This window comes from Serratia sp. LTN-2, from assembly GCF_059740205.1.
Genome location: NZ_JCAXDO010000016.1, coordinates 1 through 25,886, shown reverse-complemented (window position 1 = coordinate 25,886; position 25,886 = coordinate 1). Strand labels below are relative to the sequence as shown.

23 protein-coding genes are annotated in these 25,886 nt (G+C 58.5%); 10 read left to right on the top strand and 13 right to left on the bottom strand.

Annotation, left to right across the window (positions count from 1 at the left end):
• Positions 1–7: 7 nt before the first annotated feature.
• Positions 8–1,219 carry a sodium/glutamate symporter gene (gene gltS / locus AC6BYQ_RS22630; protein ID WP_019452187.1) on the bottom strand — a complete coding sequence of 404 codons (1,212 nt, stop codon included), beginning with the start codon at positions 1,217–1,219 and terminating at the stop codon, positions 8–10.
• A gap of 240 nt (positions 1,220–1,459) precedes the next feature.
• On the opposite strand from gltS, the gene AC6BYQ_RS22625 reads away from it, so the two are divergent.
• On the top strand, positions 1,460–2,860 hold the full coding sequence (locus tag AC6BYQ_RS22625) for a nucleobase:cation symporter-2 family protein (protein WP_019452186.1): 1,401 nt from the start codon (positions 1,460–1,462) through the stop codon (positions 2,858–2,860).
• Between the two features lie 128 nt (positions 2,861–2,988).
• Positions 2,989–4,650: an AsmA family protein gene (locus AC6BYQ_RS22620; RefSeq protein WP_063918307.1), complete on the top strand. Its 1,662-nt coding sequence runs from the start codon at positions 2,989–2,991 to the stop codon at positions 4,648–4,650.
• A 38-nt stretch (positions 4,651–4,688) separates the two neighbouring features.
• On the opposite strand, the gene fabY is transcribed toward AC6BYQ_RS22620, so the two are convergent.
• The 5 genes from fabY to typA form a co-directional block, all read right to left on the bottom strand.
• The gene (gene fabY / locus AC6BYQ_RS22615) at positions 4,689–5,636 is read right to left on the bottom strand and encodes a fatty acid biosynthesis protein FabY (RefSeq protein ID WP_025160304.1); all 948 of its coding nucleotides are present in this window, start codon (positions 5,634–5,636) and stop codon (positions 4,689–4,691) included.
• A 21-nt stretch (positions 5,637–5,657) separates the two neighbouring features.
• Positions 5,658–6,095 (bottom strand): D-aminoacyl-tRNA deacylase, encoded by a 438-nt coding sequence (gene dtd, locus AC6BYQ_RS22610; RefSeq protein ID WP_074053614.1) that lies wholly within the window; start codon positions 6,093–6,095, stop codon positions 5,658–5,660.
• Positions 6,092–6,985 (bottom strand): virulence factor BrkB family protein, encoded by an 894-nt coding sequence (locus AC6BYQ_RS22605; RefSeq protein ID WP_063918305.1) that lies wholly within the window; start codon positions 6,983–6,985, stop codon positions 6,092–6,094. The genes dtd and AC6BYQ_RS22605 overlap by 4 nt, the downstream gene beginning before the upstream one ends.
• 51 nt (positions 6,986–7,036) lie before the next feature.
• Positions 7,037–7,627, bottom strand: a complete 591-nt coding sequence (gene yihX / locus AC6BYQ_RS22600; protein ID WP_004931242.1) for a glucose-1-phosphatase — start codon at positions 7,625–7,627, stop codon at positions 7,037–7,039.
• A gap of 166 nt (positions 7,628–7,793) precedes the next feature.
• Entirely contained in the window at positions 7,794–9,617 is a 1,824-nt protein-coding gene (gene typA, locus AC6BYQ_RS22595; protein WP_004931243.1) for a ribosome-dependent GTPase TypA, read from the bottom strand.
• Positions 9,618–9,986: 369 nt separating this feature from the next.
• On the opposite strand from typA, the gene glnA reads away from it, so the two are divergent.
• The 4 genes from glnA to AC6BYQ_RS22575 all read left to right on the top strand — a co-directional run bounded on the left by glnA (position 9,987) and on the right by AC6BYQ_RS22575 (position 14,296).
• Positions 9,987–11,396 carry a glutamate--ammonia ligase gene (glnA, locus tag AC6BYQ_RS22590; RefSeq protein WP_019452181.1) on the top strand — a complete coding sequence of 470 codons (1,410 nt, stop codon included), beginning with the start codon at positions 9,987–9,989 and terminating at the stop codon, positions 11,394–11,396.
• A gap of 193 nt (positions 11,397–11,589) precedes the next feature.
• Complete coding sequence (glnL, locus tag AC6BYQ_RS22585) at positions 11,590–12,639, top strand: nitrogen regulation protein NR(II) (protein WP_072626444.1); 1,050 nt, start codon at positions 11,590–11,592, stop codon at positions 12,637–12,639.
• 8 nt (positions 12,640–12,647) lie between these two features.
• Positions 12,648–14,060, top strand: coding sequence for a nitrogen regulation protein NR(I) (glnG, locus tag AC6BYQ_RS22580; protein ID WP_141971886.1), 1,413 nt, complete (start codon positions 12,648–12,650; stop codon positions 14,058–14,060).
• A gap of 113 nt (positions 14,061–14,173) precedes the next feature.
• Positions 14,174–14,296: a YshB family small membrane protein gene (locus AC6BYQ_RS22575; RefSeq protein ID WP_015379453.1), complete on the top strand. Its 123-nt coding sequence runs from the start codon at positions 14,174–14,176 to the stop codon at positions 14,294–14,296.
• A 34-nt stretch (positions 14,297–14,330) separates the two neighbouring features.
• Here AC6BYQ_RS22575 and hemN read toward each other — a convergent pair whose 3' ends face one another.
• Both hemN and yihI read right to left on the bottom strand, forming a co-directional pair.
• Positions 14,331–15,704, bottom strand: a complete 1,374-nt coding sequence (hemN, locus tag AC6BYQ_RS22570) for an oxygen-independent coproporphyrinogen III oxidase (RefSeq protein ID WP_498057563.1) — start codon at positions 15,702–15,704, stop codon at positions 14,331–14,333.
• A 182-nt stretch (positions 15,705–15,886) separates the two neighbouring features.
• Positions 15,887–16,432: a Der GTPase-activating protein YihI gene (gene yihI, locus AC6BYQ_RS22565; RefSeq protein WP_498057562.1), complete on the bottom strand. Its 546-nt coding sequence runs from the start codon at positions 16,430–16,432 to the stop codon at positions 15,887–15,889.
• Positions 16,433–17,166: 734 nt separating this feature from the next.
• On the opposite strand from yihI, the gene yihA reads away from it, so the two are divergent.
• Complete coding sequence (gene yihA, locus AC6BYQ_RS22560) at positions 17,167–17,811, top strand: ribosome biogenesis GTP-binding protein YihA/YsxC (RefSeq protein WP_019452177.1); 645 nt, start codon at positions 17,167–17,169, stop codon at positions 17,809–17,811.
• Positions 17,812–18,089: 278 nt separating this feature from the next.
• Here the strand turns inward: yihA and spfP are convergent, their stop codons facing one another.
• Both spfP and polA read right to left on the bottom strand, forming a co-directional pair.
• Positions 18,090–18,137 carry a small protein SpfP gene (gene spfP, locus AC6BYQ_RS22555; RefSeq protein WP_071892919.1) on the bottom strand — a complete coding sequence of 16 codons (48 nt, stop codon included), beginning with the start codon at positions 18,135–18,137 and terminating at the stop codon, positions 18,090–18,092.
• A gap of 191 nt (positions 18,138–18,328) precedes the next feature.
• The gene (polA, locus tag AC6BYQ_RS22550) at positions 18,329–21,127 is read right to left on the bottom strand and encodes a DNA polymerase I (protein WP_498057561.1); all 2,799 of its coding nucleotides are present in this window, start codon (positions 21,125–21,127) and stop codon (positions 18,329–18,331) included.
• A 497-nt stretch (positions 21,128–21,624) separates the two neighbouring features.
• On the opposite strand from polA, the gene yihG reads away from it, so the two are divergent.
• The gene (gene yihG / locus AC6BYQ_RS22545) at positions 21,625–22,521 is read left to right on the top strand and encodes a 1-acylglycerol-3-phosphate O-acyltransferase, YihG family (protein ID WP_015379457.1); all 897 of its coding nucleotides are present in this window, start codon (positions 21,625–21,627) and stop codon (positions 22,519–22,521) included.
• Positions 22,522–22,562: 41 nt separating this feature from the next.
• Here the strand turns inward: yihG and dsbA are convergent, their stop codons facing one another.
• The 3 genes from dsbA to AC6BYQ_RS22530 form a co-directional block, all read right to left on the bottom strand.
• Positions 22,563–23,186 carry a thiol:disulfide interchange protein DsbA gene (dsbA, locus tag AC6BYQ_RS22540; RefSeq protein WP_004931264.1) on the bottom strand — a complete coding sequence of 208 codons (624 nt, stop codon included), beginning with the start codon at positions 23,184–23,186 and terminating at the stop codon, positions 22,563–22,565.
• Positions 23,187–23,215: 29 nt separating this feature from the next.
• On the bottom strand, positions 23,216–24,202 hold the full coding sequence (locus AC6BYQ_RS22535; RefSeq protein WP_498057560.1) for a serine/threonine protein kinase: 987 nt from the start codon (positions 24,200–24,202) through the stop codon (positions 23,216–23,218).
• Between the two features lie 98 nt (positions 24,203–24,300).
• Positions 24,301–24,570: a YihD family protein gene (locus tag AC6BYQ_RS22530; RefSeq protein WP_004931268.1), complete on the bottom strand. Its 270-nt coding sequence runs from the start codon at positions 24,568–24,570 to the stop codon at positions 24,301–24,303.
• Positions 24,571–24,718: 148 nt separating this feature from the next.
• Here AC6BYQ_RS22530 and mobA point away from each other — a divergent pair, with 148 nt between their 5' ends.
• Positions 24,719–25,309, top strand: coding sequence for a molybdenum cofactor guanylyltransferase MobA (gene mobA / locus AC6BYQ_RS22525; RefSeq protein WP_498057559.1), 591 nt, complete (start codon positions 24,719–24,721; stop codon positions 25,307–25,309).
• Complete coding sequence (gene mobB, locus AC6BYQ_RS22520) at positions 25,306–25,824, top strand: molybdopterin-guanine dinucleotide biosynthesis protein MobB (RefSeq protein WP_019452171.1); 519 nt, start codon at positions 25,306–25,308, stop codon at positions 25,822–25,824. The genes mobA and mobB overlap by 4 nt, the downstream gene beginning before the upstream one ends.
• The last annotated feature ends 62 nt before the right edge of the window (positions 25,825–25,886 follow it).

Below are 25,886 nucleotides of genomic sequence, written 5' to 3'. Positions count from 1 at the left end.
CGCGATATCACCCCACCGCCGGGAACACCGGCAGCAGCAGATACAGCTTGATGACGATGGCATTGGCGATATCGATAAAGAACGCCCCCACCATCGGTACCACCAAAAACGCCACGTGCGACGGGCCGAAACGGTCGGTGATCGCCTGCATGTTGGCGATCGCCGTCGGCGTGGCGCCCATGCCGAAGCCGCAATGGCCGGCAGCCAGCACCGCCGCGTCGTAGTTTTTGCCCATCACCCGGTAGGTAACGAAGATCGCGTACAGCGCCATGACCAACGTCTGCACCGCCAGGATCGCCAGCATCGGCAGCGCCAGCGAGGCCAGCTCCCACAGGCGCAGGCTCATCAACGCCATCGCCAGGAACAGCGACAGGCTGACGTTGCCCAGCACCGATACCGCCCGCTCGAACACGGTATAAAAACCGGTGAAGGCCAGCGTGTTGCTGAGGATAACCCCGACGAACAGCACGCAGACGAAGTTCGGCAGTTCAAACACCGTGCCGCTCAGCAGGCCGGCAATCAACTGCCCCAGGCTCAGACAGATGGCGATCATGGCGATGGTTTCGATCATCACCAGCGAGGTGATGAGACGGCCGCTTTCCGGCTTCTCGAAGCCGCTCGGCTGCACGCTGTCTTCCGGCGAGCCTTCCGGCGTAGAGGAGTGTTTGACCAGATAGCGCGCCACCGGGCCGCCGATCAGGCCGCCCAGCACCAGGCCGAAGGTGGCGCAGGCCATGGCAACTTCCGTCGCGTTTTCAAAACCGTAGCGCTCGATGAACAGCTTGCTCCAGGCCGCCCCGGTGCCGTGCCCGCCCGACAGGGTGATCGACCCGGCGATCAGGCCCATCAGCGGATCCAGCCCCAGCATTTTCGCCATGCCGATGCCGATGGCGTTCTGCACGATAAGCAAACCCAGCACCACGAACAGGAACACCACCAGCACCTTGCCGCCGGCGCGCAAACGCGCCAGGTTGGCGTTCAGACCGATGGTGGCGAAGAAGGCCAGCATCAGCGGGTCCTTCAGCGACATGTCAAAACTGATTTCCCAGTTGACGAGCTTTTTCAGGGCTAACAGCAGGAGTGCCACCAGCAAACCGCCGGCGACGGGAGCAGGAATGGTATATTTTCGCAGCAGGGGAATGGTCCTGACGCACTTGCCCCCGAGGAGCAAAACCAGCGTCGCCGCGACTAACGTGCCATAAGTATCAAGATGAAACATCCAGGTACTCCATGTAAGGGAAAAGATCCAAATAAAAATAATAAGTTATAGAAAACCACTGAGTTTTTAAACTTGATGAGTGCAGGATTAGAAGTAAAAAACGCTGAGATGACAAGAAAAAATGAATGAAAATGCGACATAAACGAGAAAGTCGGCAACATAATATTTACGCGCAACCGTTTGCTTTTGCGGGGCGGAGCATTAAAATGCCTGCTTTGCCGTATCTGGAAACGCCACACCATGAGCATGTCATCCTCCGAGCTTGATGCCGCGCGCCAAGCCGCCTCAGAACCCCGCGCCAGTGAACTGATTTATCGCCTGGAAGATCGCCCGCCGCTGCCACAAACGCTGTTTGCCGCCGGCCAGCATCTGCTGGCGATGTTCGTCGCGGTGATCACTCCGGCCCTGCTGATCTGCCAGGCGCTGGGCCTGCCGGCGCAGGATACTCAGCACATCATCAGCATGTCGCTGTTCGCCTCCGGTCTGGCTTCCATTCTGCAAATCAAAACCTGGGGGCCGGTGGGCTCCGGGCTGCTGTCGATTCAGGGCACCAGCTTCAACTTCGTTTCGCCGCTGATCATGGGCGGTCTGGCGCTGAAAAACGGCGGCGCCGACGTGCCGACCATGATGGCCGCGCTGTTCGGCACCCTGATGGTCGCCTCCTGTACCGAAATTCTGCTGTCGCGCGTGCTGCATCTGGCGCGCCGCATCATCACCCCGCTGGTTTCCGGCATCGTGGTGATGATCATCGGCCTGTCGCTGATTCAGGTCGGCCTGACTTCGATCGGCGGCGGCTATGCCGCGATGAACGATCACAGCTTCGGCTCGCCGAAAAACCTGCTGCTGGCCGGCGCGGTGCTGGCGGTAATCATCCTGCTGAACCGCCAGCGCAACCCTTACCTGCGCGTGGCTTCGCTGGTGATCGCCATGGCGGTCGGCTATCTGTTGGCCTGGGCGATGGACATGCTGCCCGCCGACGCGCCGGCGGCGCCCACGGCGGCGATCACCATCCCCACGCCGCTCTATTACGGTCTGGGCTTCGACTGGAACCTGCTGCTGCCGCTGATGCTGATCTTTATGGTCACCTCGCTGGAAACCATCGGCGACATCACCGCCACTTCCGACGTCTCCGAACAGCCGGTCAGCGGGCCGCTGTACATGAAGCGCCTGAAGGGCGGCGTGCTGGCCAACGGCCTGAACTCGATGCTGTCGGCGGTGTTCAACACCTTCCCCAACTCCTGCTTCGGCCAGAACAACGGCGTGATCCAGCTGACCGGCGTCGCCAGCCGCTACGTCGGCTTCGTGGTGGCGCTGATGCTGATCGCGCTGGGGCTGTTCCCGGCGGTTGCCGGCTTCGTGCAGCACATCCCTGAGCCGGTGCTAGGCGGCGCGACCATCGTGATGTTCGGCACCATCGCCGCCTCCGGCGTGCGCATCGTGTCGCGCGAGCGCCTGAACCGCCGCGCCATCATGATCATGGCGCTGTCGCTGGCCGTCGGCATGGGCGTCTCCCAGCAGCCGCTGATCCTGCAGTTCGCGCCGGACTGGCTGAAAACCCTGCTCTCTTCCGGTATCGCCGCCGGTGGTATTACCGCCATCGTGCTGAACCTGGTGTTCCCGCAGGAACACGAGAAAAAGTAACCCGTCCCTTGACGTTCAAACGGCCGCCTGCGGCCGTTTTTTATTGTCTATCAGACCATTGCCCTTGAGATGCCCGGCCAATTGCGGCATAAACAGGGTATCTTTTTTGACCGATGCGGATGTAGACGATGAAATTTATCGGAAAGCTGTTGCTGACGTTGCTGCTGCTGATGGTGCTGGCGGCGGTGGTGCTGTATCTGGTGGGGCAAACCCGCTGGGCGGCAGGCCGCCTGAGCGCCTGGATCAGTGGCAACAGCGAATACCGCCTGTCGATAGGAAAAATCACCCATTCGTGGAGCCAGCCGGACCAGATCGCTCTGGAAGAGGTGCAGCTGGCGCGCAACGGCCAGCCGCAGGCGCTGGTCGCCAAACGCGTCGATCTCGGCCTCAGCCTACGCCAAATCACCGAACCGCGCTATTTCCACAGCGTCACGCTGCGCGACGGCACGCTGAACGTGCAGCCGCAGGCGGCGGCGCTGCCTGTACAGGCTGACGTACTGCAGCTGAGCAACATGGCGTTGCAGTCCAACGATAACGAGTGGCAGCTCAACGCGCAGCAGGTCAACGCCGGCATCACGCCATGGCGCCCGCTGGCCGGCCATCTGCTGGGGGACAACAACCAGTTCCAGTTCAGCGCCGGCTCGATGACGCTGAACGGCATTCCCGCCTCGAAGGTATTGGTGCAGGGAGAGCAAAAGCAGGGTCAGCTGCTGTTGAACAACTTTGGCGCCGACCTGGCGCAGGGCGACCTGACCGGCGTGGCCAGCCGCGCCGTCGACGGCAGCTGGCAGGTGGATCGCCTGCGGCTGAGCGGCGTACGCCTGCAAACCCCGTTGACGCTGGCGGAGTTCATGCAGCGCTTCACCACCTTGCCACCGGTCACCCTCAAGCGGTTCGATCTGATCGACGCGCGCCTGGAGGGCAAAGCGTGGGCGTTTAACGATCTCGATCTGTCGCTGCAAAACGTCAGCGTCGAAAAGGGCGACTGGCGCAGCGAGGACGGCTCGCTCAACTTCAACGCCGGCGATGTGATCAACGGCGGCTTCCACCTGATCGACCCGATCGCCACCCTGCGGCTCTCTTCCGCCGGCATCGCCATTCAGCAGTTCACCACCCGCTGGGAAGGCGGCCTGTTGCGCGCCTCCGGCAGCTGGCTGCGCGCCGGCAAACGCCTGCAGCTGGATGAAGTGGCCATGGCGGCGCTGGAATACACTCTGCCGATCGACTGGCGCGAGCTGTGGCTGAAACCGCTGCCGGATTGGCTGAACGAGGTGTACGTCACCAAGCTGACCACCAACCGCAATCTGATCATCGACATCAACCCGGCGTTCCCGTTCCAGATCACCGCGCTGGACGGCTACGGCAGCAACCTGCTGCTGGCGCGCGACCACCAGTGGGGCGTGTGGTCCGGCTCGCTGAACCTGAACGGCAGCGAGGCCACCTTCAACAAAATCGACGTGCGACGCCCTTCGCTGGCGCTGAACGCCGACGCCAGCCAGATCAACGTCACCGAGCTCAGCGCCTTTATGCCGAATGGGCTGCTGGAGGCCAAAGCGAGCGTCGATCAGCTGCCGGGCAAACCGTTCCAGCTGACGCTGCACGGCCGCTCGGTACCGCTCAATACCTTGCAGCAATGGGGATGGCAGCCGGTGCCGCTGACGGGCGACGGCAACCTCGAACTGCAGTTGAAAGGGCTGTTGAACAGCGACGGGCCGTTCAAAGCTTCATTGAAGGGCAATCTGCAGGCCACCGCCGGCGATGGCCAAACGGTGAACCAACAGCTGCCGTAATCTATCGCGCGGCCCGCCATCAGGGCAGGGCCGCCGTTTTACTCTTCCAGCGCTTCGGAACCGCCCTGATCCAGCGGCACATCCGGCTCGGCCGGCAACACCATGTAGGTGCCTTCGAACACCGCGCCCTTATCCTCATCGCCGAACAGATGCACTTCGGCGTGCACGCGCGCACGGCGGCCGCGCGCCAGACGCGCCAAATCGCCGCTCAGCGAACCGAGATCCGCCACCGCCCGCGGTCTGCCGGTGATCGGTTTGCTGTAGCGAATGTGCGCGTCCGCCAGAATGATGGTGCCGCCCAGATGGCGCTCGCGCAGCAGCAGCCAAATCAGCCCCCAGGCGGTCAGCGTCGCCAGTGAGAACAGGCTGCCGGCGAACAGGGTATGGTGCGGGTTCTGGTTGCCGATCTCCGGCATGGTGGTGACGAAGCGCTGGCCGGTGTACTGGCTGATGCGCACGCCCATCTTTTCGCTCAGCGGGATGTGTTCATACCAGGCCTGCTGCAGTTGGCCGCACCAGTCGGGGCGATGCAGGATATCGTCCAGCGTCGCCACCGGTTTGATCATCAGAAAGTGGCGGATCGGGGTGGTTTGCGGCGCGGTGATCTCCCCCTGATTGACGAACCCCAGCTTGGCGAAGAAATCCACCGCGTCTTCACGGGCGCTGCACACCACCCGCTTCACGCCTTCCTGCCGCGCAACGGATTCCAGCGTCATCGCCACCAGCGTCCCCAACCCTTTATCCTGCAGCGTCGGGTCTACCGCCAGAAAACGAATCGCCGCCTCATTGTCGGCATTGATATACAGCCGCCCAATGGCGACGATTTTACCGACCTCGTCCACCACCATTTGGTGATGGGCCATGGCGTCATAGGCATCCTTTTCCGAACCCACCGGCTGGTGCAGCGGCTTGCGCAGCATTTCCCAGCGAAACTGGTAATACTCCTTCAGTTCTTGCTCTGTTACGGGTACTCGTAGGTGATACATAGACGCCTGTTCTCCGAATGCTTAGACCTGTAGCCAGAATGTCACCGGACCATCGTTGACCAGCGCCACCTGCATGTCGGCGGCGAACTCGCCGGTCTGGGTCTCTATGCCGCGCTCGCGGCACTGGCCAACAAAATATTGATACAACCGATCGGCTTCCTGCGGCGCGGCGCCGCGCGAGAAGCTGGGGCGCATGCCCTTTTGGGTGTCCGCCGCCAGGGTGAACTGCGAGACGACCAGCACGCTGCCCCCGGCCTGCTGGACGTTGAGGTTCATCTTGTCGTTCTCGTCGCCGAAAATGCGGTATCCCAACACGCGTTCGCACAGGCGCTGCGCTTTTTGCTCGTTATCGCCCTGCTCCACGCCCAATAACACTAACAAACCGGGGCCAATCTTGCCTACCGTCTCGCCACCTACCGTGACGCTGGCGTTTAACACCCGTTGAATCAACGCAATCATTCCTGCTGCCCTTCTGGTTTTGGTTCCTGTTGCTCCGCCTTCTGCCGGCGGTAGTCGCGGTATTCGCCGATGGTCGCGGTGATTTCCGCACCGAGTAACACGATACACCAGCTCCAGTAGACCCACAGGAATAAAATCGGGATCACTGCCAGCACGCCGTAAATCAGCTGATAGGAGGGGAACATGGTGACGTACAGCGCGAACCCCTTCTTACCCAGCTCGAACAGCAACCCGGCCACCACCGCGCCAATCAGCGCGTCTTTGGGCGGCACCCGCACCGTCGGCACGATGCAATACAGCAGCCAGAAGGAGATACACGACAAAATCAGCGGAAAGATGCGCAGCACCTGATCCACCAGACCGTTGACCCCGGTCTGAGTCAGCCAGTTGAGCGACAGCAGGTAGGAGCTGATGGCCATGCTGGCGCCCACCAGCAGCGGCCCCAGCGTCAGCACCATCCAGTACACGGCGAAGGAGAAGACGATCGGCCGCTTGTTCTTGCTGCGCCAGATGGTGTTCAGCACGCTGTCCACCGAGGAGATCAGCAGCAGCGCGGTGACGATCAGCCCGCAGGTGCCGACGGCGGTCATCTTGTTGGAATTGGCAACGAACTGCTCCAGGTAGTTCTGGATCACGTTGCCGGCGGCCGGCACGAAATTGGCAAAAACAAAGCTCTTCAGCTGTTCGCTGATGTCGGCAAACATCGGGAAAGCGGCGAACAGCGCGAACACCACGGTGACCAGCGGCACCAGCGACAGCAGGGAAACATAGGCGAGATGGCCCGCCAGCATCGTCAGGCCATCGTTGTCGATGCGCTGGTACAGCAAACGTCCGAAGGTAACGCCGGGCTTAATTGCAGGGGGCAGCTTCTTGCGGCGGAAAAACGACATGGTCACTCCTTGATGCCAGTTGATACGCCTTAAGCTTAACGCGCCCTGCGCTCATTGGGCAAAATAGGCCGGCACCACGTCGCGATCGGTGACGTGCACCGTCTTGATCCCCAGCGCCTGCGCGGCGAGGACGTTCGCCGGGTGATCGTCGAAGAACACCGCGTCGGCGGCGGCGGTGTTTTCCGCGGCCAGCACATGTTGATAGATATCGGCTTCCGGCTTGCGCATGCCGAGATCTTGCGACAGGTAGAGATGATCGGCGGCGGCGGCCACTTCAGGATAGTGCTGCGGCCAGTAGTTGCAGTGCAAACGGTTGGTGTTCGACAGCACCACCACCCGGTGGCCTTCGTTGCGCAGGCGCTGCATGATGTCGATCACTTCCGGACGCAGCGCGACGAATACCGCCTGCCAGCCGGTGGCGAACTGCTCGAAGCTGAGCGCGATGCCCATTTCATCGCACAGCTTGCCGGCGAAGTCTTCGTCGCTGATTTCACCGCGTTCATGTTGCTGGAACACCTCACCCATGGCGAAACGATCGGACAGCACCGCCAACGGCGTGCCGCTCAAATTGCTCCACACGCCCAGCACACGCTTGAAATCGATATCGACGATCACATTACCTAAATCAAAGATATACAGCATAGTCCTCTCCTGATGGGCCGGTGAGATTTCACTGTAGCGGGAAAAGGAACAGCTGAACAGGGAGCGAACGGAAAAGCGCATAGCGCGCCGCACAAACGGGGAACAACAGAGGAAAAAACTCAGGGCGCGAGAACCGCGCCCTAAGCATGGGACACTCAATCAGCGATTAAGCGTCTTTAGGACCGCGGCTGGCACGCTTACGATCGTTTTCCGTCAGGTGACGCTTACGGATACGGATCGAGGTCGGCGTCACTTCTACCAGTTCGTCGTCATCGATGAACTCCAGAGCTTGCTCCAGGGTCATTTTGATGGCCGGAACCAAGGTAGTCGCTTCGTCAGTACCGGAAGCACGCATGTTGGTCAGCTTCTTACCGGTCAGGCAGTTTACGGTCAGGTCGTTGGAACGTGAGTGAATACCGATGATCTGGCCTTCATACACTTCCGCACCGTGGCCCAGGAACAGCTTACCGCGATCCTGCAGGCCGAACAGCGCGAACGCGACCGCTTTGCCCTGGCCGTTGGAGATCAGCACGCCGTTCTGACGTTGGCCCACTTCACCCGGACGCACGTCGTCGTAGTGGCTGAAGGTGGAGTACAGCAGACCGGTACCCGAAGTCATAGTCATGAATTCGTTACGGAAGCCGATCAGACCGCGGCTTGGGATCACGTAGTCGAGACGCACGCGGCCCTTACCGTCCGGATCCATGTTTTTCAGGTCGGCTTTACGCTCGCCCATCGCCTGCATCACGGAACCCTGATGCTGCTCTTCGATATCCAGCGTCACGTTCTCGAATGGCTCCTGCTTGCGGCCATCGATTTCGCGGAAGATAACTTTCGGACGGGAAACCGCCAGCTCGAAACCTTCACGACGCATGTTTTCGATCAGCACCGACAGGTGCAGCTCGCCACGACCGGATACGCGGAAAGCGTCCGCATCGTCGGTTTCTTCGACGCGCAGCGCCACGTTGTGCACCAGCTCTTTGTTCAGACGATCAAGGATCTGACGCGAGGTCACGTACTTACCTTCTTTACCGCAGAACGGCGAGGTGTTGACGTTGAAGAACATGGTTACGGTCGGTTCGTCGACGGACAGCGCCGGCAGCGCTTCTACGGCGTTGGTGTCGCAGATGGTGTCGGAGATGTTCAGCTCGCCCAGGCCGGTGATGGCGATGATGTCGCCCGCTTCCGCCAGGGTGCTGTCGATACGCTCCAGACCCAGGTGGCCCAGCACTTTGCCCACTTTACCGTTGCGAGTTTTGCCTTCGCTGTCGATGATGGTGACCTGCTGGTTCGGCTTCACTTTACCGCGCTTGATGCGGCCGATGCCGATAACGCCCAGGTAGTTGTTGTAGTCCAACTGGGAGATCTGCATCTGGAATGGCGCTTCCAGCTCAACCTGCGGCGCAGACACGTGGTCGACGATCGCCTGATACAGCGGGGTCATGTCTTCCGCCATGTCGGTGTGATCGACGCCGGCGATACCGTTCAGCGCAGAAGCGTAGATGATCGGGAAGTCGAGCTGCTCGTCGGTCGCGTCGAGGTTCACGAACAGGTCGAACACCTGATCCACAACCCAGTCAGGGCGCGCGCCAGGACGGTCAACCTTGTTGATAACCACGATCGGCTTCAGACCGTTGGCGAAGGCCTTCTTGGTCACGAAGCGGGTTTGCGGCATAGGGCCATCCATTGCATCCACAACCAGCAGCACCGAGTCAACCATCGACATCACGCGCTCTACCTCACCGCCGAAGTCGGCGTGTCCTGGGGTATCCACGATGTTGATACGGTAACCATTCCAATTAATGGCGGTGTTTTTTGCGAGGATGGTAATCCCACGCTCTTTCTCCAAATCGTTGGAGTCCATTACGCGTTCGGTGGCTTCCGCACGCTCTCCGAAAGTACCGGATTGTTGCAGCAGCTTATCAACCAGGGTGGTTTTACCATGGTCAACGTGGGCAATAATGGCGATGTTACGCAAATTTTCGATCACAGCTTTGCCTCGGGCATTAGAAATAGCGCGCTATTGTACACGTATTAAGCGAGGGACTAAACAAGATCACAACCATCTCTTATAAACAACCGCATACCGGTCAGTTTGTGATCCCTTTCACGGTGCAAAAAGCCGCAATCGTTGCACTTTTGCACCATTTCGGTGCCCACGCCACCCCAATTGCACCATAACAGTGCAAATTATCGCTGATGGTGCATACTGTGGCTGGGTAAAACCCGCGCAGAAAGGCGATGAAAGCCTTTTTTAAAAGTTGGCACGCTTTTCGCTTTAGTCTTTTCAAGGCGAAAAAAAGCCAGTTCCACAGATTCGTTCCACGACGACGACAATGATAAACCGGGAGAGTTAAGTATGTCCGCTGAACACGTTTTGACGATGCTGAATGAGCATGAAGTGAAATTCGTAGACCTGCGTTTCACTGACACCAAGGGTAAGGAACAACACGTGACTATCCCGGCTCACCAGGTAAACGCCGACTTCTTCGAAGAAGGTAAAATGTTTGACGGCTCCTCTATCGGTGGTTGGAAGGGCATCAACGAATCTGACATGGTACTGATGCCGGACGCCAGCACGGCGGTTCTGGATCCGTTCTTCGAAGAACCTACGCTGATCATTCGCTGCGACATTCTCGAGCCGGGCACCATGCAAGGCTACGATCGCGACCCGCGCTCCATCTCTAAACGCGCCGAAGACTTCCTGCGCTCTTCCGGCATCGCGGACACCGTGCTGTTCGGGCCAGAGCCTGAATTCTTCCTGTTCGACGACATCCGCTTCGGCAGCAGCATCCGCGGTTCCCACGTGGCCATCGACGACATCGAAGGCGCCTGGAACTCCGGCACAAAATACGACGGCGGCAACAAAGGCCACCGTCCGGCGGTGAAAGGCGGTTACTTCCCGGTTCCACCGGTCGACTCTTCGCAGGATCTGCGTTCTACCATGTGTCTGACCATGGAAGAGATGGGCCTGGTGGTTGAAGCGCACCACCATGAAGTGGCGACCGCCGGTCAGAACGAAGTGGCAACCCGCTTCAACACCATGACCAAGAAAGCCGACGAAATTCAGATCTACAAATACGTGGTGCACAACGTAGCGCACGCCTTCGGCAAAACCGCGACCTTCATGCCGAAGCCAATGTTCGGCGACAACGGTTCCGGCATGCACTGCCACATGTCGCTGTCCAAGAACGGTACCAACCTGTTCGCCGGCGACAAATACGGCGGCCTGTCTGAAACCGCGCTGTTCTACATCGGTGGCATCATCAAGCACGCCAAGGCGATCAACGCCCTGGCCAACCCGACCACCAACTCCTACAAACGTCTGGTGCCGGGCTACGAAGCGCCGGTGATGCTGGCTTACTCCGCCCGTAACCGCTCTGCGTCTATCCGCATTCCAGTGGTTTCCAGCCCGAAAGCGCGCCGCATCGAAGCCCGCTTCCCGGATCCGGCGGCTAACCCATACCTGTGCTTCGCCGCACTGCTGATGGCCGGCCTGGACGGCATCATCAACAAGATCCACCCTGGCGACGCCATGGACAAAAACCTGTACGACCTGCCGCCGGAAGAAGAAGCCGAGATTCCAAAAGTGGCCGGCTCGCTGGACGAGGCGATGGCCGCACTGAACGAAGACCGCGAGTTCCTGACCCGCGGCGGCGTGTTCACCGACGATGCGATCGATGCCTACATCGAACTGCGCAAAGAAGAGATGGACCGCGTTCGCATGACGCCACACCCGGTTGAGTTCGAACTGTACTACAGCGTCTAAGCCCGACCCGCGCCGTCTGCAGAGGCGGACGGCGCCCACATTTTTGTTATCGCTTTTTTGTTGCCGTGGAAACTTTCAGCCCATCTTCGGATGGGTTTTTTTCTCCACCGTATTTTCTGCAAAACTATTCCATACCACGCCGATCCCGGATGGAGTAGGATAGATGCACTAAAAAGGTGCAGGAGTCTGCTGTATGGCAACTGGCAAGCTGCCCGATGCTGGGCAGATCCTCAATTCACTCATCAACAGCATCCTGCTGTTGGATGACTCACTGGCGGTTCACTACGCCAACCCGGCGGCACAGCAGCTGCTGGCGCAAAGCTCCCGCAAGCTGTTCGGCACGCCGCTACCCGATTTGCTCGGTTATTTTTCGCTGAACGTCTCTTTGATGCGTGAAAGCCTGTGCGCCGGTCAGGGCTTCACCGACAACGAAGTGACCCTGGTGGTCGACGGCCGCGCGCATATCCTTTCCCTGACCGCTCAGGCGCTGCCGGAAGGCTATATCCTGGTCGAGCTGGCGCCGATGGACAATCAGCGCCGCCTGAGCCAGGAACAGCTGCAGCATGCCCAACAGGTGGCGGCCCGCGATCTGGTGCGCGGTTTGGCGCACGAGATTAAAAATCCGCTGGGCGGCCTGCGCGGCGCGGCTCAGCTGTTGGCCAAGGCGCTGCCCGATCCGGCGCTGACCGAATACACCAAGGTGATCATTGAGCAGGCCGATCGGCTGCGCAATCTGGTGGATCGCCTGCTCGGGCCACAGCGGCCCGGCCAGCATATCACCCAAAGCATCCATCAGGTCGCGGAGCGCGTCTGCCAGCTGGTGTCGCTGGAAATGCCGGATAACGTCACGCTGGTGCGCGACTACGATCCGAGCCTGCCGGAAATGGCCCACGACCCGGATCAGATTGAACAGGTGCTGCTGAACATCACCCGCAACGCGCTGCAGGCGCTGGGCGAGGCAGGCGGTACCATCACGCTGCGCACCCGCACCGCGTTTCAGATTACGTTGCACGGCACCCGCTACCGTCTGGCGGCGCGCATCGACGTCGAAGACGACGGCCCCGGCGTACCGGCGCAGCTGCAGGACACGCTGTTCTACCCGATGGTCAGCGGCCGTGAAGGCGGTACCGGCCTGGGCTTATCCATCGCCCGCAATCTTATCGATCAGCATTGCGGAAAAATTGAATTCAACAGTTGGCCAGGTCATACCGAATTCTCGGTCTACCTGCCCATTCGTCAGTGAGGTTTGCTATGCAACGAGGGATAGTCTGGATCGTCGATGACGATAGCTCCATCCGCTGGGTGCTCGAGCGCGCGCTCACCGGCGCGGGCCTGAGCTGCGCCACCTTCGAAGGCGGCAATGACGTGCTGGAAGCCTTGGCCACGCAAACCCCCGACGTGCTGCTGTCCGATATCCGCATGCCGGGTATAGACGGCCTGGCGCTGCTCAAGCAGATCAAACAGCGCCACCCGATGCTGCCGGTGATCATCATGACCGCGCATTCGGATTTGGACGCCGCCGTCAGCGCCTATCAGCAAGGGGCCTTCGACTACCTGCCGAAGCCGTTCGACATCGACGAAGCGGTGGCGCTGGTCGATCGCGCCATCAGCCATTATCAGGAGCAACAGCAGCCGGTGCGCAGCCAGCCGGCCAGCGATCCGGCGGCGGACATCATCGGCGAAGCGCCGGCGATGCAGGACGTGTTTCGCATCATCGGCCGGCTGTCGCGTTCGTCGATCAGCGTGTTGATCAACGGCGAATCCGGCACCGGCAAGGAGCTGGTGGCGCATGCGCTGCACCGCCACAGCCCGCGCGCCAAGTCGCCGTTCATCGCCCTGAACATGGCCGCCATCCCTAAGGATCTGATCGAGTCCGAGCTGTTCGGCCACGAGAAAGGCGCCTTCACCGGCGCGAACCAAATCCGTCAGGGCCGCTTTGAACAGGCCGACGGCGGCACGCTGTTCCTCGACGAGATCGGCGATATGCCGCTCGACGTGCAAACGCGCCTGCTGCGGGTGCTGGCGGACGGCCAGTTCTACCGGGTCGGCGGCTATGCGCCGGTGAAGGTCGACGTGCGCATCATCGCCGCCACGCACCAGAACCTGGAGCTGCGTGTACAGGAAGGCAAGTTCCGCGAGGATCTGTTCCACCGCCTGAACGTGATCCGCGTACACCTGCCGCCGCTGCGCGAGCGCCGGGAAGACATCCCGCGGCTGGCGCGCCACTTCCTGCAGATCGCCGCCAAAGAGTTGGGTGTCGAGGCCAAGAACCTGCACCCGGAAACCGAAACCGCACTGACCCGCCTGCCCTGGCCGGGCAACGTGCGTCAGTTGGAGAACACCTGCCGCTGGCTGACGGTGATGGCCGCCGGGCAGGAAGTGCTGATCCAGGATCTGCCGGGTGAACTGTTCGAAACCGCCGCGCCGGAAAGCCCCAGCCACAGTCTGCCGGACAGCTGGGCCACGCTGCTGGCGCAGTGGGCCGATCGCGCGCTGCGTTCCGGTCATCAAAACCTGCTGTCGGAAGCGCAGCCGGAAATGGAGCGCACGCTGCTCACCACCGCCCTGCGCCACACCCAGGGACACAAACAGGAAGCCGCGCGCCTGCTGGGCTGGGGGCGCAATACCCTGACCCGCAAGCTCAAAGAACTGGGCATGGAATAGGTGCCGGGATTGATGATAAAAAACGCAGCCCAGCGCACAAAAAAACGCCAACCTCAGACTTTACAGCCGGTGCGGGCGCAGTATGATCGTGTCGCACACTCTGGAGGTTGACGATGCTGGACTCATTCATCGTATTCATTTCTCAGGGCGCGGAGCTGGGCTCCGCCGCCAGCCACACCCCGCAGGCGGCGGTCGCTGCGGTGTTGTGCGCCGCGCTGATTAACTTCTTCAGTTAAAAAAACAGCCGCATCAGCGGCTGTTTTTTCATCCTCAGATCACCCGTGAGAACTGCTGGCTGCGCGCCTGTTGCCGCAGATAGCGATCGAAACACATACAGATATTGCGGATCAGCAAGCGCCCGCGCGGCGTAACGCGGATGCCCTGCTCGTCGCGCTCCACCAGCCCATCGCGTTCAAACGGCGCCAGCAGCTGCAGGTCTTCGGCGAAGTAAGCGGTGAAGTCGATGCCGTATTGCCGCTCGAGCGGCTGAAAGGCCAACCGGAAGTTGCAGATCAGCGTTTTGATCAGATCGCGCCGCAGGCAATCGTCGTCCGTCAGCGCCAACCCTCGCCACAGCGCGTTGCCCTGCGCCTGTACGCTGTCATAGTAATGCTTCAGCTCTTTTTGGTTCTGCGCATAGCTGTCGCCAAGCATGCTGATGGCCGACACGCCCAGCCCCAGCAGATCGCTGTCGCCCTGGGTGGTGTAGCCCTGGAAGTTGCGGTGCAGCTTGCCTTCGCGCTGCGCGATCGCCAGTTCGTCGTCCGGACGTGCAAAGTGATCCATGCCGATGAACTGATAGCCGGCGTCGGTCAGGAAAGCGATGCTCTGTTGCAGGATATCCAGCTTCTGCTGCGCACCGGGCAGATCGGCGTCTTTGATTTTACGCTGGGCAGCGAACAGGTTCGGCATATGCGCGTAGTTGAATACGCTGAGGCGATCGGGATTCAGCTCCGCCACGCGCTGCAGCGTGAAAGCGAAGCTTTCCGGCGTCTGTTTCGGCAGGCCGTAGATCAGATCGATATTGGTCGAGCGGAAGCCCAGCGCTTTGGCCCGCTCGATCAGGGCGAAAATGAAGGCTTCATCCTGCTCGCGGTTGACCAGCTGCTGCACCTGCTTGTTGAAATCCTGCACCCCCATGCTCAGGCGGTTAAAGCCTTCGGCACGTAAATGATCGAGCACATCCAGCTCTATCTCACGCGGATCGACCTCGATCGACATCTCCGCATCGGGCAGAAAATCAAAATGTTCACGCAGCAGCGCCACCAGCCGGCTGATTTGCGCTTTATCCAGGTAGGTTGGCGTACCGCCGCCCCAGTGCATCTGGCCAACCTTGCGGCCGGCAAACAGCGGCGCGCGGCCGGCGATCTCTTGCGCCAGGACGTTCAGGTATTCGTCGGCCTTGTGCGTCTGACGCGTCACCAGCTTGTTGCAGCCGCAGAAGTAGCACAGCTTGTGGCAGAAAGGGATATGCACGTACAGCGACAGCGGCCGCTCAGGGTAGCGCGCAGCGGCGCGTTGAAACGCCGCTTCGTCGTAGCTCTGGTTAAACTCCAGCGCCGTGGGGTATGAGGTATAACGCGGCCCTGAGTAGTTATATTTTTGGATCAGGGCCAAATCCCAGACAATCGTCTGCTCTGACATGCTCACTCCTTCCGATATCTTTTTCTACCGGGCCGGGAGAGGGGCGGTTGTCTGCGCTGTCTGGCCACGGAAGCGCTGCGAAAACGCGCTTTGCGCTTAGACAGCCGCCATAGTTTACCGAATAACCACAGCAGATAACACATCAAGAGTAGGGCTATTGTCGGGATTAGCCACATGGCGCGTTAAAAGGCGTCTTTCGGGTTGCCGCCTTTCAGCAGCTTCAGAATATCTTCCTGCTTCTCTTCTTCTTCGTCTTCGTCTTCGTCGTCGCCCAGCTCGATGCCCAGCACGTCCATCAGCACATCGATGCGATCCAGCGTCTTGTCGACATACGCCTGCTCTTGCGCATTCAGCGTTTCGCCGTCGTCGATGCGATCCAGCAGCGCGTTCAGACGTTCGTCATTTTCCAGCTTCGCCAGTTCTTCTTCCGGCGACAGGCGCGGTTTCGCTTCGGCCTTTGGCTTCGGCTGCGGTTTGGCCTTCACTTTGGTTTCGTCGATCACCAGCGCAACCGGCACCTTACTACCGATACGCGGATCTTTGGCTTCAGACGCCGATTTGTTTTTCTGGCTGCCGGACTCGACCTGGGTGCGCGAACCGGAAGCGTGGCCGCGGCGCTTTTTCAGGCGTTTGCGCTCGCGCGCTTCCTGATCGAGCTCCATACGGCTTTTCTTTTTCGTTTTTGACTTCGCCGCGCTGCTGCGAGGTGCTTTTGATGGCTGGTTCATAGCGTGTGCTCTTAGGTATGTAGATTCAGTATAGAATTGCGGCGGAATCTAGCAGAAAGCGGGCAAAGAAAAAAGGCGGCAGGTTAAACCTGCCGCCTATTTCGCACCTTCTTGCGAAGGGTATTCCTGTTACGCGCTCCTTGCGTACATGCAACATCCCGGTTTTTCCCTCTGCTATAACCGCATTCCCTGCCACTACGTCCTTCATCCTGAAAGAAAAATCGTCCATGGCGCAATCCATTCGCATCCGCCCTTCCCGAGCGAGCTTCCTGCGGGCATCCAAACTGCCGATACTTCACCATCCGATGTGCCTGTCGCCTATTCCGGTGCGAAACAGTCACTTCCTTTTGCGTTCATCCTGGCACTCATTGCACGCCCTGTGCATTCCCTGAGATTTGTCATCCTTCCCGGATGTTCCTTAATCCTGCGCAACCCTGCGTTAACGAGTACTTTACGTTATTGTTGCGAAGGCTCAAGGTACCTGACGCCGTTTTGGGCGACATTTCCACATAACGAAAAAACAACGTATTGTTTTTAAAATAAAAACAGAAATATCACTTTCGAATAAAGCGACATTACCCGCGATTCGAATGGCAAATGTCTCACAACGCACGCTTGGCATAACTGCCGCTTTATCGCGTCCCGCCGCTTAAAAACGGAGAAACACGCCATTTTTACCGCTGATGCAGTTATAATCGCCAACCAGTTAGCCATCCTCACGGAGACGAAAAATTTTGACCAGCAAGAACTACAACTACCATGTGACCCATTTCGTCACCAGCGCACCCGATATTCGCCATCTGCCGGGGGATGCAGGAATTGAAGTCGCCTTTGCCGGCCGTTCCAATGCCGGTAAATCCAGCGCACTGAATACCCTCACCAACCAAAAAAGCCTGGCGCGCACCAGTAAGACGCCAGGGCGCACCCAGCTGATCAACCTGTTCGAAGTGGAAGACGGCATCCGCCTGGTCGACCTGCCAGGTTACGGCTATGCCGAAGTGCCGGAAGAGATGAAACGCAAATGGCAACGCGCGTTGGGCGAATACCTGCAGATGCGCAACAGCCTGAAAGGCCTGGTGGTGCTGATGGATATTCGCCATCCGCTTAAAGATCTCGACCAGCAGATGATCCAGTGGGCGGTCGACGTCGGCACGCCGGTGCTGGTGCTGCTGACCAAGGCCGACAAACTGGCCTCCGGCGCACGCAAGGCGCAGCTCAATATGGTGCGTGAAGCGGTGCTGCCGTTTATGGGAGATATCCAGGTTGAAGCCTTCTCGTCGCTGAAGAAGATCGGCGTCGACAAGCTGCGCCAGAAGCTGGACACCTGGTTCAACGAGATCCCGCCGGAAGTGCTGCCGGAAGACGAAGCCGGCGAATAAGCTCGAGCCGAACGCTTAGGCCGATGCCTCACCGCATCGGCTTTTTTATGCCCGAAGATCGGCCGCAGGCGGGATTTTTCGTTATCTAATTACAGTTTTGAAATAAAGCCATCATAAAAACTTATCGACAAAACGGGCTTATCTCAGCGGATAACGCGAATTAAGGGGGCGGAAGCTGACATGAAAAGTGGGGCATGGTGATAGGAAAAACGTATGGTTTGCTGCTGTTTTTACAATAAAAAACGCCCCAGTCAATACTGACTGGGGCGGCTAAATATTCAGCCAAATCCGATTACGTGAAGTAAAAGGTCTGAAAGATAGAACATCTTACCTCTGTACCCTACGCCTGTAACTCTACATCATTTTTTCGCAGGGCAAAAGAATTTTTTGTAGTTTACTTACACAATTTGAGACACAAGAACGGCGAAGTTGAGGAAACAATCGCCGCATCTTGTAGCTTAATTACGAAAAGTGCTTAGCTTCTCGCCAGTTAGCGCATCCGGCGATAACCCGGCGATCAGTGCGCTTCATCCCAGTTCATGCCGACGCCCACATCAACCTTCAGCGGCACCGCCAGCGTCATGCTGCCCTCCATCAGTTGGCGGATGCGTTGGCTGGCTTCGTCGATCACCGACTCATGCACCTCAAACACCAATTCATCGTGCACCTGCATAATCGCGCGCACCAACGGCTTCTCCTGCCCTTGCAGCCAGGCGTCGACCTCGATCATCGCACGCTTGATGATATCGGCCGCGGTGCCCTGCATCGGGGCGTTGATGGCGGCGCGTTCGGCCGCCTTGCGGCGCATGCCGTTGCTGGAGCGTACGTCCGGCAGGTACAGGCGGCGCCCGTCCAGCGTGCTGACGTAGCCCTGTTCGGAGGCCTGCTGGCGGGTGCGCTCCATATAGTCCAGCACGCCCGGGTAACGCTCGAAGTAGAGATCCATATAGCGTTGGGCTTCCCCACGCGGGATCCCCAACTGGCGTGCCAGGCCGAAGGCGCTCATGCCGTAAATCAGGCCGAAGTTAATCGCTTTGGCGCTACGGCGCTGCTCGCTGGTCACTTTATCCAACGGCACGCCGAACACTTCCGACGCCGTGGCACGGTGGATGTCTTTCCCTTCGGCGAAGGCCTTCAGCAGCCCTTCATCCTGTGACAGATGCGCCATGATGCGCAACTCGATCTGCGAGTAGTCGGCGGCGACGATGCGGTAGCCTTCCGGCGCGATAAAGGCCTGGCGAATACGCCGCCCTTCTTCGTTGCGCACCGGGATGTTCTGCAGGTTCGGATCGCTCGAGGAGAGACGACCGGTGGCAGTCACCGCCTGATGGTATGAGGTATGCACCCGGCCGCTGACCGGATTGATCATCAGCGGCAGCTTGTCAGTGTAGGTGGTTTTCAGCTTCGCCAGGCCGCGGTATTCCAGAATCACCTTCGGCAGCGGGTAGTCCAGCGCCAGTTCGGCCAGCACTTCTTCGTTGGTAGAAGGCGCCCCGCCCGGGGTTTTCTTCAGCACCGGCAGCTTTTGTTTTTCGTACAGGATCGCCTGCAACTGCTTGGTCGACGCCAGGTTGAACGGCTCTTCCGCCAGCTCATGGGCCTGCACTTCCAGCTCAGCCAGACGCTTGGCCAGCTCCTGGGAGTGGGCCGACAAAATGGCCGGATCGATCAGCACCCCGGTGCGTTCGATATGCGACAGTACCGGCAACAGCGGCATTTCAATCTCATTGAATACCGTCAGCAGTTCCGCGCTTTGCTTCAGCTGCGGCCACATCGCCAGGTGCAGCTGCAGCGTGACATCGGCGTCTTCGGCGGCGTAAGGTGCCGCCTGCTCCAGCGCGATCTGGTTGAACGTCAGCTGGTTTTTGCCCTTGCCGGCGATTTCTTCGAAGGTGATGGTTTTATGGCCAAGATAACGGTCGGCCAGGCTGTCCATATCATGGCGGCCGCCGACGCTGTCCAGCACATAGGACTCCAGCATGGTGTCATAGGCAATGCCGCGCATCTCGATGCCGTAGCGCGCCAGCAGGCTCATGTCGAACTTCAGGTTTTGCCCGACCTTCAGCGCCTTCTTGTCTTCCAGCAGCGGCTTAAGCGCTTCCAGCACGTAGGCGCGATCCAGCTGAGGCGGCGCATCCAGATAATCGTGCGCCACCGGCAAGTAAGCCGCTTCGCCCGGTGCGATCGCGAAGGACAGGCCGATCAGGTTGGCGGTCAGGGTATCCAGCCCGTCGGTTTCAGTATCGAAGGCAAATACCTCGGCCTTTTTCAGCCGCGTCAGCCAGTCGGTAAAGGTCGCTTCATCCAGGATAGTGACATAACCGTCCTGTGAAAGCTTGGCCTCCGCCAGCGCTTTCGGCGCTTCCGCGGCGACGGCCGCTTTGGCGACGCCGGCAGCTTTCGCGCCCGCGCCTTTCTTGTTTTCCAGCCATACGCCGGCTTCCACGTCCGCCAGCCAGCGTTTGAACTCGTACTGTTTGAACAGCTGTTGCAGCGTATCGACATCCGGCTCGGACACCGTCAGCTCAGCGCAGGTCAGATCCAGCTCGACGTCGGTTTTGATCGTCGCCAGCTTATAGGAAAGGTACGCGACCTCTTTGTTCTGCTCCAGCTTGGCCGCCATGGTTTTGGCGCCGCGGAAGCTCAGCGTGGCGATGCTCTCCAGATTGCCGTACAGCGCATCCAGCCCGCCGATGCCCTGCAGCAACGCCTGGGCGGTTTTCTCGCCCACGCCCGGCACGCCGGGAATGTTGTCCGATGAATCGCCCATCAGCGCCAGGAAGTCGATGATCAGTTCCGGCGGAATACCGTACTTGTCGCACACTTCCTGCGGGCCGAGGATCGTGTTGTTCATGGTGTTGATCAGGGTAACGTTCGGCGTCACCAGCTGCGCCATGTCTTTGTCGCCGGTGCTGATCAGCACCGCATGGCCGGCCTTCTCGGCCTCCAGCGCCAGCGTACCGATAACGTCGTCCGCCTCAACGCCGGGCGTCACCAGCAGCGGCAGGCCCATCGCCTTGACCATGTTGTGCAGCGGCTCGATCTGCGCACGCAGATCGTCCGGCATCGGCGGCCGGTGCGACTTGTATTCAGCGAACAGCTCGTCGCGGAAGGTCTTCCCTTTGGCATCAAACACCACGGCAACGTGGCTCGGTTGATACTGCAGCAGCAGGCTGCGCAGCATATTCAGCACGCCGTACATCGCGCCGGTCGGCTCACCCGCCGAGTTGGTCAGCGGCGGGAAGGCATGGTAAGCGCGGTAGAGGTAGGAGGAACCGTCAACCAGGATTAGTGGGTTTTCTGCAATCTGGGCCATAGCGTTTCTTTATCGTGATCGGACATAGGGGTAAGCATGCCATAGCTAGCCGCCGGAGACGAACCTTAGCGTGCATTGCGGACGAAAATGATGTGATTGTGCGCGAGGATCCGCAAGATCTTACCTGTGGATAACTTTGTGCATAGAAAAGAGAACGAATTATAACGCTGCGATTATCGTTATAACGGCGAATAAAATTCCTATTTAAATCACCGCGTTAAAAGAACGAATTCCGGCGACGCTTTATTACTGGCATTTATTGAATTTGTGGATATAACTTTCGCCGGATTTTAATCGCACTATTAATCAAATTCGGCGCCTCAATTACCATAGCACAAGCTGGACAAGTTGCACGAAAACTCAGCAAATGGTTATCCATCGAGACGAAAAACAGTGATTTTTAGCGGCGCTTTAACCCGACGATTTCTGTTAAAATATGTTTTTGTTCATGCGCTTTGGCATGCAACGATGTTCCCAACAACCGTCAGCCCATAACCATGCCAAGATTGTTAACGCCTGTTATCTTTATCATTTCCGTCATACTCACCATTCTGGTAACGGTGTTGTGTTCCATTCCCATCACGCTGGCCGGCATCGTGAAACTCCTGGTGCCCATTCCTGCCGTCTGGCGGTATATCTCAGCTTTCGCCGATTTCATGATGTGGTGTTGGTGTCAGGGGCTGGCGCTGTTATTGCGCATTAACGGGCAATTGCGTTGGGATATTGAAGGGCTGGAAGGCCTGGATCGTAAAAACTGGTATCTGCTGATCAGCAACCACGAAAGTTGGTCGGACATTGTCGTGCTGTGCGTGCTGTTCAGAAATCATATTCCGATGAATAAGTATTTCCTCAAGCAGCAGCTCGCCTGGGTGCCTTTTGTCGGCCTGGCCTGCTGGGCGCTGGATATGCCGTTCATGAAGCGTTATTCCCGCGCCTATTTGCTCAAGCATCCGGAGAAACGCGGCAAGGATATCGAAACCACACGCCGTTCCTGCGAAAAGTTTCGTCAGCGTCCAACCACTATCGTCAATTTCGTCGAGGGTTCGCGCTTCACCGAAGCCAAGAAAATTAAAAGCAATTCGCCGTATCGCAATTTGCTGGCGCCCAAAGCCGCCGGTATCGCGTTTACGCTCAGCGCGTTGGGCAATCAGTTCGACAAAGTATTGAACGTGACTCTGCTCTATCCGGAAAATAACCAACGGCCTTTTATGGATATGCTGTGTGGGCGGCTGACGCGTATCGTGGTGAGAATAGAGACGCTGCCGATCGATGAAACCCTGCATGGAGACTACTTCAACGACAAGCAGTTCAAGCGGCGCTTCCAGCTGTGGCTGAATACGCTGTGGCAGGAAAAAGATCGGTTGCTGGATAAATTGAAACGGCAATATGGATAAAAAAACGCCGGCGATGCCGGCGTTTTCCCATTGGGTCTGGCTTATTTCTGCTGGCTGAGGAATTTAACCACGTCGGCGAACTGCTTCACGTAAGCGTCCATCGAGCTGGTGTCCAGGCCATCGTTCTTAACCATATATTTGCCGTTCACGAATACCGCCGGCACGCCGCGCAGCTGCAGATCTTCTGCGGCTTTCTCCTGTTGAACCACCAGGGATTTCACCACGAAGCTGTTCCAGGCCGCATCATAATCTGCTGCGGTCACGCCCGCTTTCACGAAGACATTGCGGATATCGTCCGGCGTTTGCACGGTCTGGGTTTTCTGCACCGCTTCAAACATCAGCGGGCTCACCTTGTCTTCCACGCCCAGCGCCATCGCCACCGCCCATGCCTGAGTCAGCTGTTTGCCCAACGGCCCCAGGAATTCAACGTGGTACTTGGTCATTTTGGTGCCGGCAGGCAGCGCTTTCTTTACGTTCTCAGACACATGATAGACCTGCTCGAACTGGTAGCAGTGCGGGCAGTAGAAGGAGAAGAACTCCAACACCTGCGGCTCGCCGGTCACCGGTTTGTCCAGGGTCACATACTGAGCGCCATCGCTAAACTGTGCAGCCGAGGCACTGAATGCCATCACCATGCCAACGAGCGCCAACCATATTTTTTTCATAAGACTAAACTCTCCATTGTGTTAAAGCTTCAATACATTGGCGTCAGCTGCAGAGGGGGCTCCTGCAACAGCTTAACCTGTTCGGTGAAGGCCGCAGTCTGAGACAACCAGAAATCAGACTCCACCATCCACGGAAAACTCTTAGGGAAGGCCGGATCCTGCCAACGACGGGCGACCCAGGCCAGGTAATACACCATGCGCATCGCGCGCAGCGGCTCGATCAACGCCAGCTCGCGCTGATCGAACTCGGCAAATTCACCGTACGCCTCCAGCAAGACGTCCAGCTGCATCAGTTGATCGCGACGCTCGCCGTGCAGCAGCATCCACAAATCCTGTACCGCGGGGCCGTTGCGCGCGTCATCAAGATCGACGAACAGCGGGCCATCGCGCCACAGAATATTGCCCGGATGGCAATCACCGTGCAAACGGCGCGGCTGCCAGTTCAGATGCCAGTGCGGCTTGATCGCCGCAATCAGATTATCCGTCGCCTGCAAAAACGCGTCACGCTGCGCTGCCGGCAGTAGCGTGCAATTGGCCAGCGCCTGGCGCGGGGCGGTGAGGTACTCTTCAATCCCCATCGTCGGGCGCTCGGTAAACAAACGCTCACCGCCGACCTGATGGATGCGCCCCAGAAAACGACCGACCCATTCCAGCTGATCCAGATTGTCTATCTCATATTGCCGGCCCCCCACGCTGGGGAACAGGGCAAAGAAGAAGCCGCCGTGCGTATGCAGCGTGGCGCCTTGCAGCGCCAAGGGCGCCACCGCAGGGATCTCCGCGCCGGCCAAATCCAGAGCGAACTGATGCTCCTCACCGATTTGTGCGGCGCTCCAGCGCTCCGGGCGATAAAACTTCACCACGTAACGCCGGCGATCTTCGTCCATAAACTGATAGACGCGGTTCTCATAACTGTTCAACGCCGTCAGGCCGGAATCAACGCGCAGGCCAACCCCTTCTAGCGCGTCCATTATCAAATCGGGCGACAGAGTTTCGAAATTAAAAGCAGAGTTATTCATAACGTTCGTTTGATCGCTGACAGCACGGTGCCGGGAATGAGAAATAGTAGCATTAATGGCGCATTTCACGCGCTATGCTTTCTCGCACCGCACGAGGATCAGTCCTTGATAACGCCACGAGCGCGCAACAACGCCGTTTTAAAATCTTCTTCGTAATCTTTCTTCAGGCCTGGGATCTGATCCGTGCCGGCGCTACCGCGCATTTTCAGATGGTAAATAAGAATGTCGTCGCTCAACTCGGACAGCTCACCCTGAAAACCCGCTTCCTTCGCCAGCTTTTGCAAAAACTGCATCAAATTGAGATCGGGATCTTCCTGCCAGGCCGGGTGCAGCAGCTCGATCAATTCGTTTACGCGATGCGTTTTCATCTCAATATCGTCCAATAGCATGAATAAACTCACAAAGTAACAGGCTTACCCACGCAGTGAAAGAACCGGCTTGTCAATAAAGGTAAATCCTGATGTCACGCCGGCTTTAGCGCTACAATCAGCGCATCGACAAGGCGGGATAAACGAAATGCATAAAGAAATCAGCGGCGTAATTTTGGCCGGCGGGCGGGCCACGCGTATGGGTGGCGAGGACAAAGGCCTGGTGTCGATTGGCGGTGTCGCGCTCTATCAACAGGTACTCGCCAGGTTACGGCCGCAGGTGGCTTCCATCGCCATCAGCGCCAACCGCAATCAGGCACGTTATCAAGCGAGCGGTTTGCCGGTGATTGGCGATCTGACGTCCGATTTCGCCGGGCCGTTGGCCGGGATGCTCGCCGGGCTCAAGCAGGCTCCCAGCGAATGGGTGGTTTTCGTCCCTTGTGATGTCCCTGACTTTCCCGCCGACTTAGTCGCGCAGCTATGGCGACAAAAAGACGCGGCGCTGGCAGCCTTTGCCAGTGATGGCGAGCGAGATCACCCTACGCTGGCGTTATTGCATACCCAACTAGCGCCGCAGCTGGCCGACTACCTGGCGCGCGGTGAACACAAGCTGATGCTGTTCTTGCATCAGATCGGCGCGCAACGCGTGGTGTTCAGCGGGCAACAAGCGGCATTTCATAACCTGAATACGCCGGAAGATTGCCTGAACTGGCAGCAAGCACGGGGGCTAAAAAAATGAATCGTTTATTGCCCCCCTTACTGGCCATCGGCGCCTACAGCGGAACGGGGAAAACTACCCTGCTCAAACAGCTGATCCCACTGCTGAAACAACGCCAGGTGAGGATTGGACTGATCAAGCATACGCATCACGACATGGATGTAGATACGCCGGGTAAAGACAGCTATGAGTTGCGTAAAGCGGGCGCAGACCAAACGCTGGTCGCCAGCGATCGGCGTTGGGCATTAATGACCGAAACGCCTGAGCAACAACCGTTGGATCTGCATTACCTGGCTGGGCGCTTTGACGCCGATAAGGTCGATTTGATCCTGGTGGAAGGGTTCAAACATGAGCCTGTCAGCAAGATCCTGCTTTATCGCGCTGAGATCGGCAGAGCGTTGGAAGATATGCTGGATCAGTTTGTTATAGCGGTAGCCAGCGACCGACCGTTATCCATCACGGCTAAGCAGCTGGATCTCAATCAGCCGGAAAGCATCGCCGACTTTATAGTCGAGTGGTTGAAAGGCGCAGCGTAGCTGCGCTTTTTTGTTTTTTACGCATAGCAAAAAGCCCTGAACGTCAGTTCAGGGCTTTCGGC

Bases quoted from the DNA above. Each gene is read 5' to 3' on its own strand.
- gltS (WP_019452187.1), bottom strand. From the start codon at position 1,219: ATGTTTCATCTTGATACTTATGGCACGTTAGTCGCGGCGACGCTGGTT.
- AC6BYQ_RS22625 (WP_019452186.1), top strand. From the start codon at position 1,460: ATGAGCATGTCATCCTCCGAGCTTGATGCCGCGCGCCAAGCCGCCTCA.
- AC6BYQ_RS22620 (WP_063918307.1), top strand. From the start codon at position 2,989: ATGAAATTTATCGGAAAGCTGTTGCTGACGTTGCTGCTGCTGATGGTG.
- fabY (WP_025160304.1), bottom strand. From the start codon at position 5,636: ATGTATCACCTACGAGTACCCGTAACAGAGCAAGAACTGAAGGAGTAT.
- dtd (WP_074053614.1), bottom strand. From the start codon at position 6,095: ATGATTGCGTTGATTCAACGGGTGTTAAACGCCAGCGTCACGGTAGGT.
- AC6BYQ_RS22605 (WP_063918305.1), bottom strand. From the start codon at position 6,985: ATGTCGTTTTTCCGCCGCAAGAAGCTGCCCCCTGCAATTAAGCCCGGC.
- yihX (WP_004931242.1), bottom strand. From the start codon at position 7,627: ATGCTGTATATCTTTGATTTAGGTAATGTGATCGTCGATATCGATTTC.
- glnA (WP_019452181.1), top strand. From the start codon at position 9,987: ATGTCCGCTGAACACGTTTTGACGATGCTGAATGAGCATGAAGTGAAA.
- glnL (WP_072626444.1), top strand. From the start codon at position 11,590: ATGGCAACTGGCAAGCTGCCCGATGCTGGGCAGATCCTCAATTCACTC.
- glnG (WP_141971886.1), top strand. From the start codon at position 12,648: ATGCAACGAGGGATAGTCTGGATCGTCGATGACGATAGCTCCATCCGC.
- AC6BYQ_RS22575 (WP_015379453.1), top strand. From the start codon at position 14,174: ATGCTGGACTCATTCATCGTATTCATTTCTCAGGGCGCGGAGCTGGGC.
- hemN (WP_498057563.1), bottom strand. From the start codon at position 15,704: ATGTCAGAGCAGACGATTGTCTGGGATTTGGCCCTGATCCAAAAATAT.
- yihI (WP_498057562.1), bottom strand. From the start codon at position 16,432: ATGAACCAGCCATCAAAAGCACCTCGCAGCAGCGCGGCGAAGTCAAAA.
- polA (WP_498057561.1), bottom strand. From the start codon at position 21,127: ATGGCCCAGATTGCAGAAAACCCACTAATCCTGGTTGACGGTTCCTCC.
- yihG (WP_015379457.1), top strand. From the start codon at position 21,625: ATGCCAAGATTGTTAACGCCTGTTATCTTTATCATTTCCGTCATACTC.
- dsbA (WP_004931264.1), bottom strand. From the start codon at position 23,186: ATGAAAAAAATATGGTTGGCGCTCGTTGGCATGGTGATGGCATTCAGT.
- AC6BYQ_RS22535 (WP_498057560.1), bottom strand. From the start codon at position 24,202: ATGAATAACTCTGCTTTTAATTTCGAAACTCTGTCGCCCGATTTGATA.
- AC6BYQ_RS22530 (WP_004931268.1), bottom strand. From the start codon at position 24,570: ATGAAAACGCATCGCGTAAACGAATTGATCGAGCTGCTGCACCCGGCC.
- mobA (WP_498057559.1), top strand. From the start codon at position 24,719: ATGCATAAAGAAATCAGCGGCGTAATTTTGGCCGGCGGGCGGGCCACG.
- mobB (WP_019452171.1), top strand. From the start codon at position 25,306: ATGAATCGTTTATTGCCCCCCTTACTGGCCATCGGCGCCTACAGCGGA.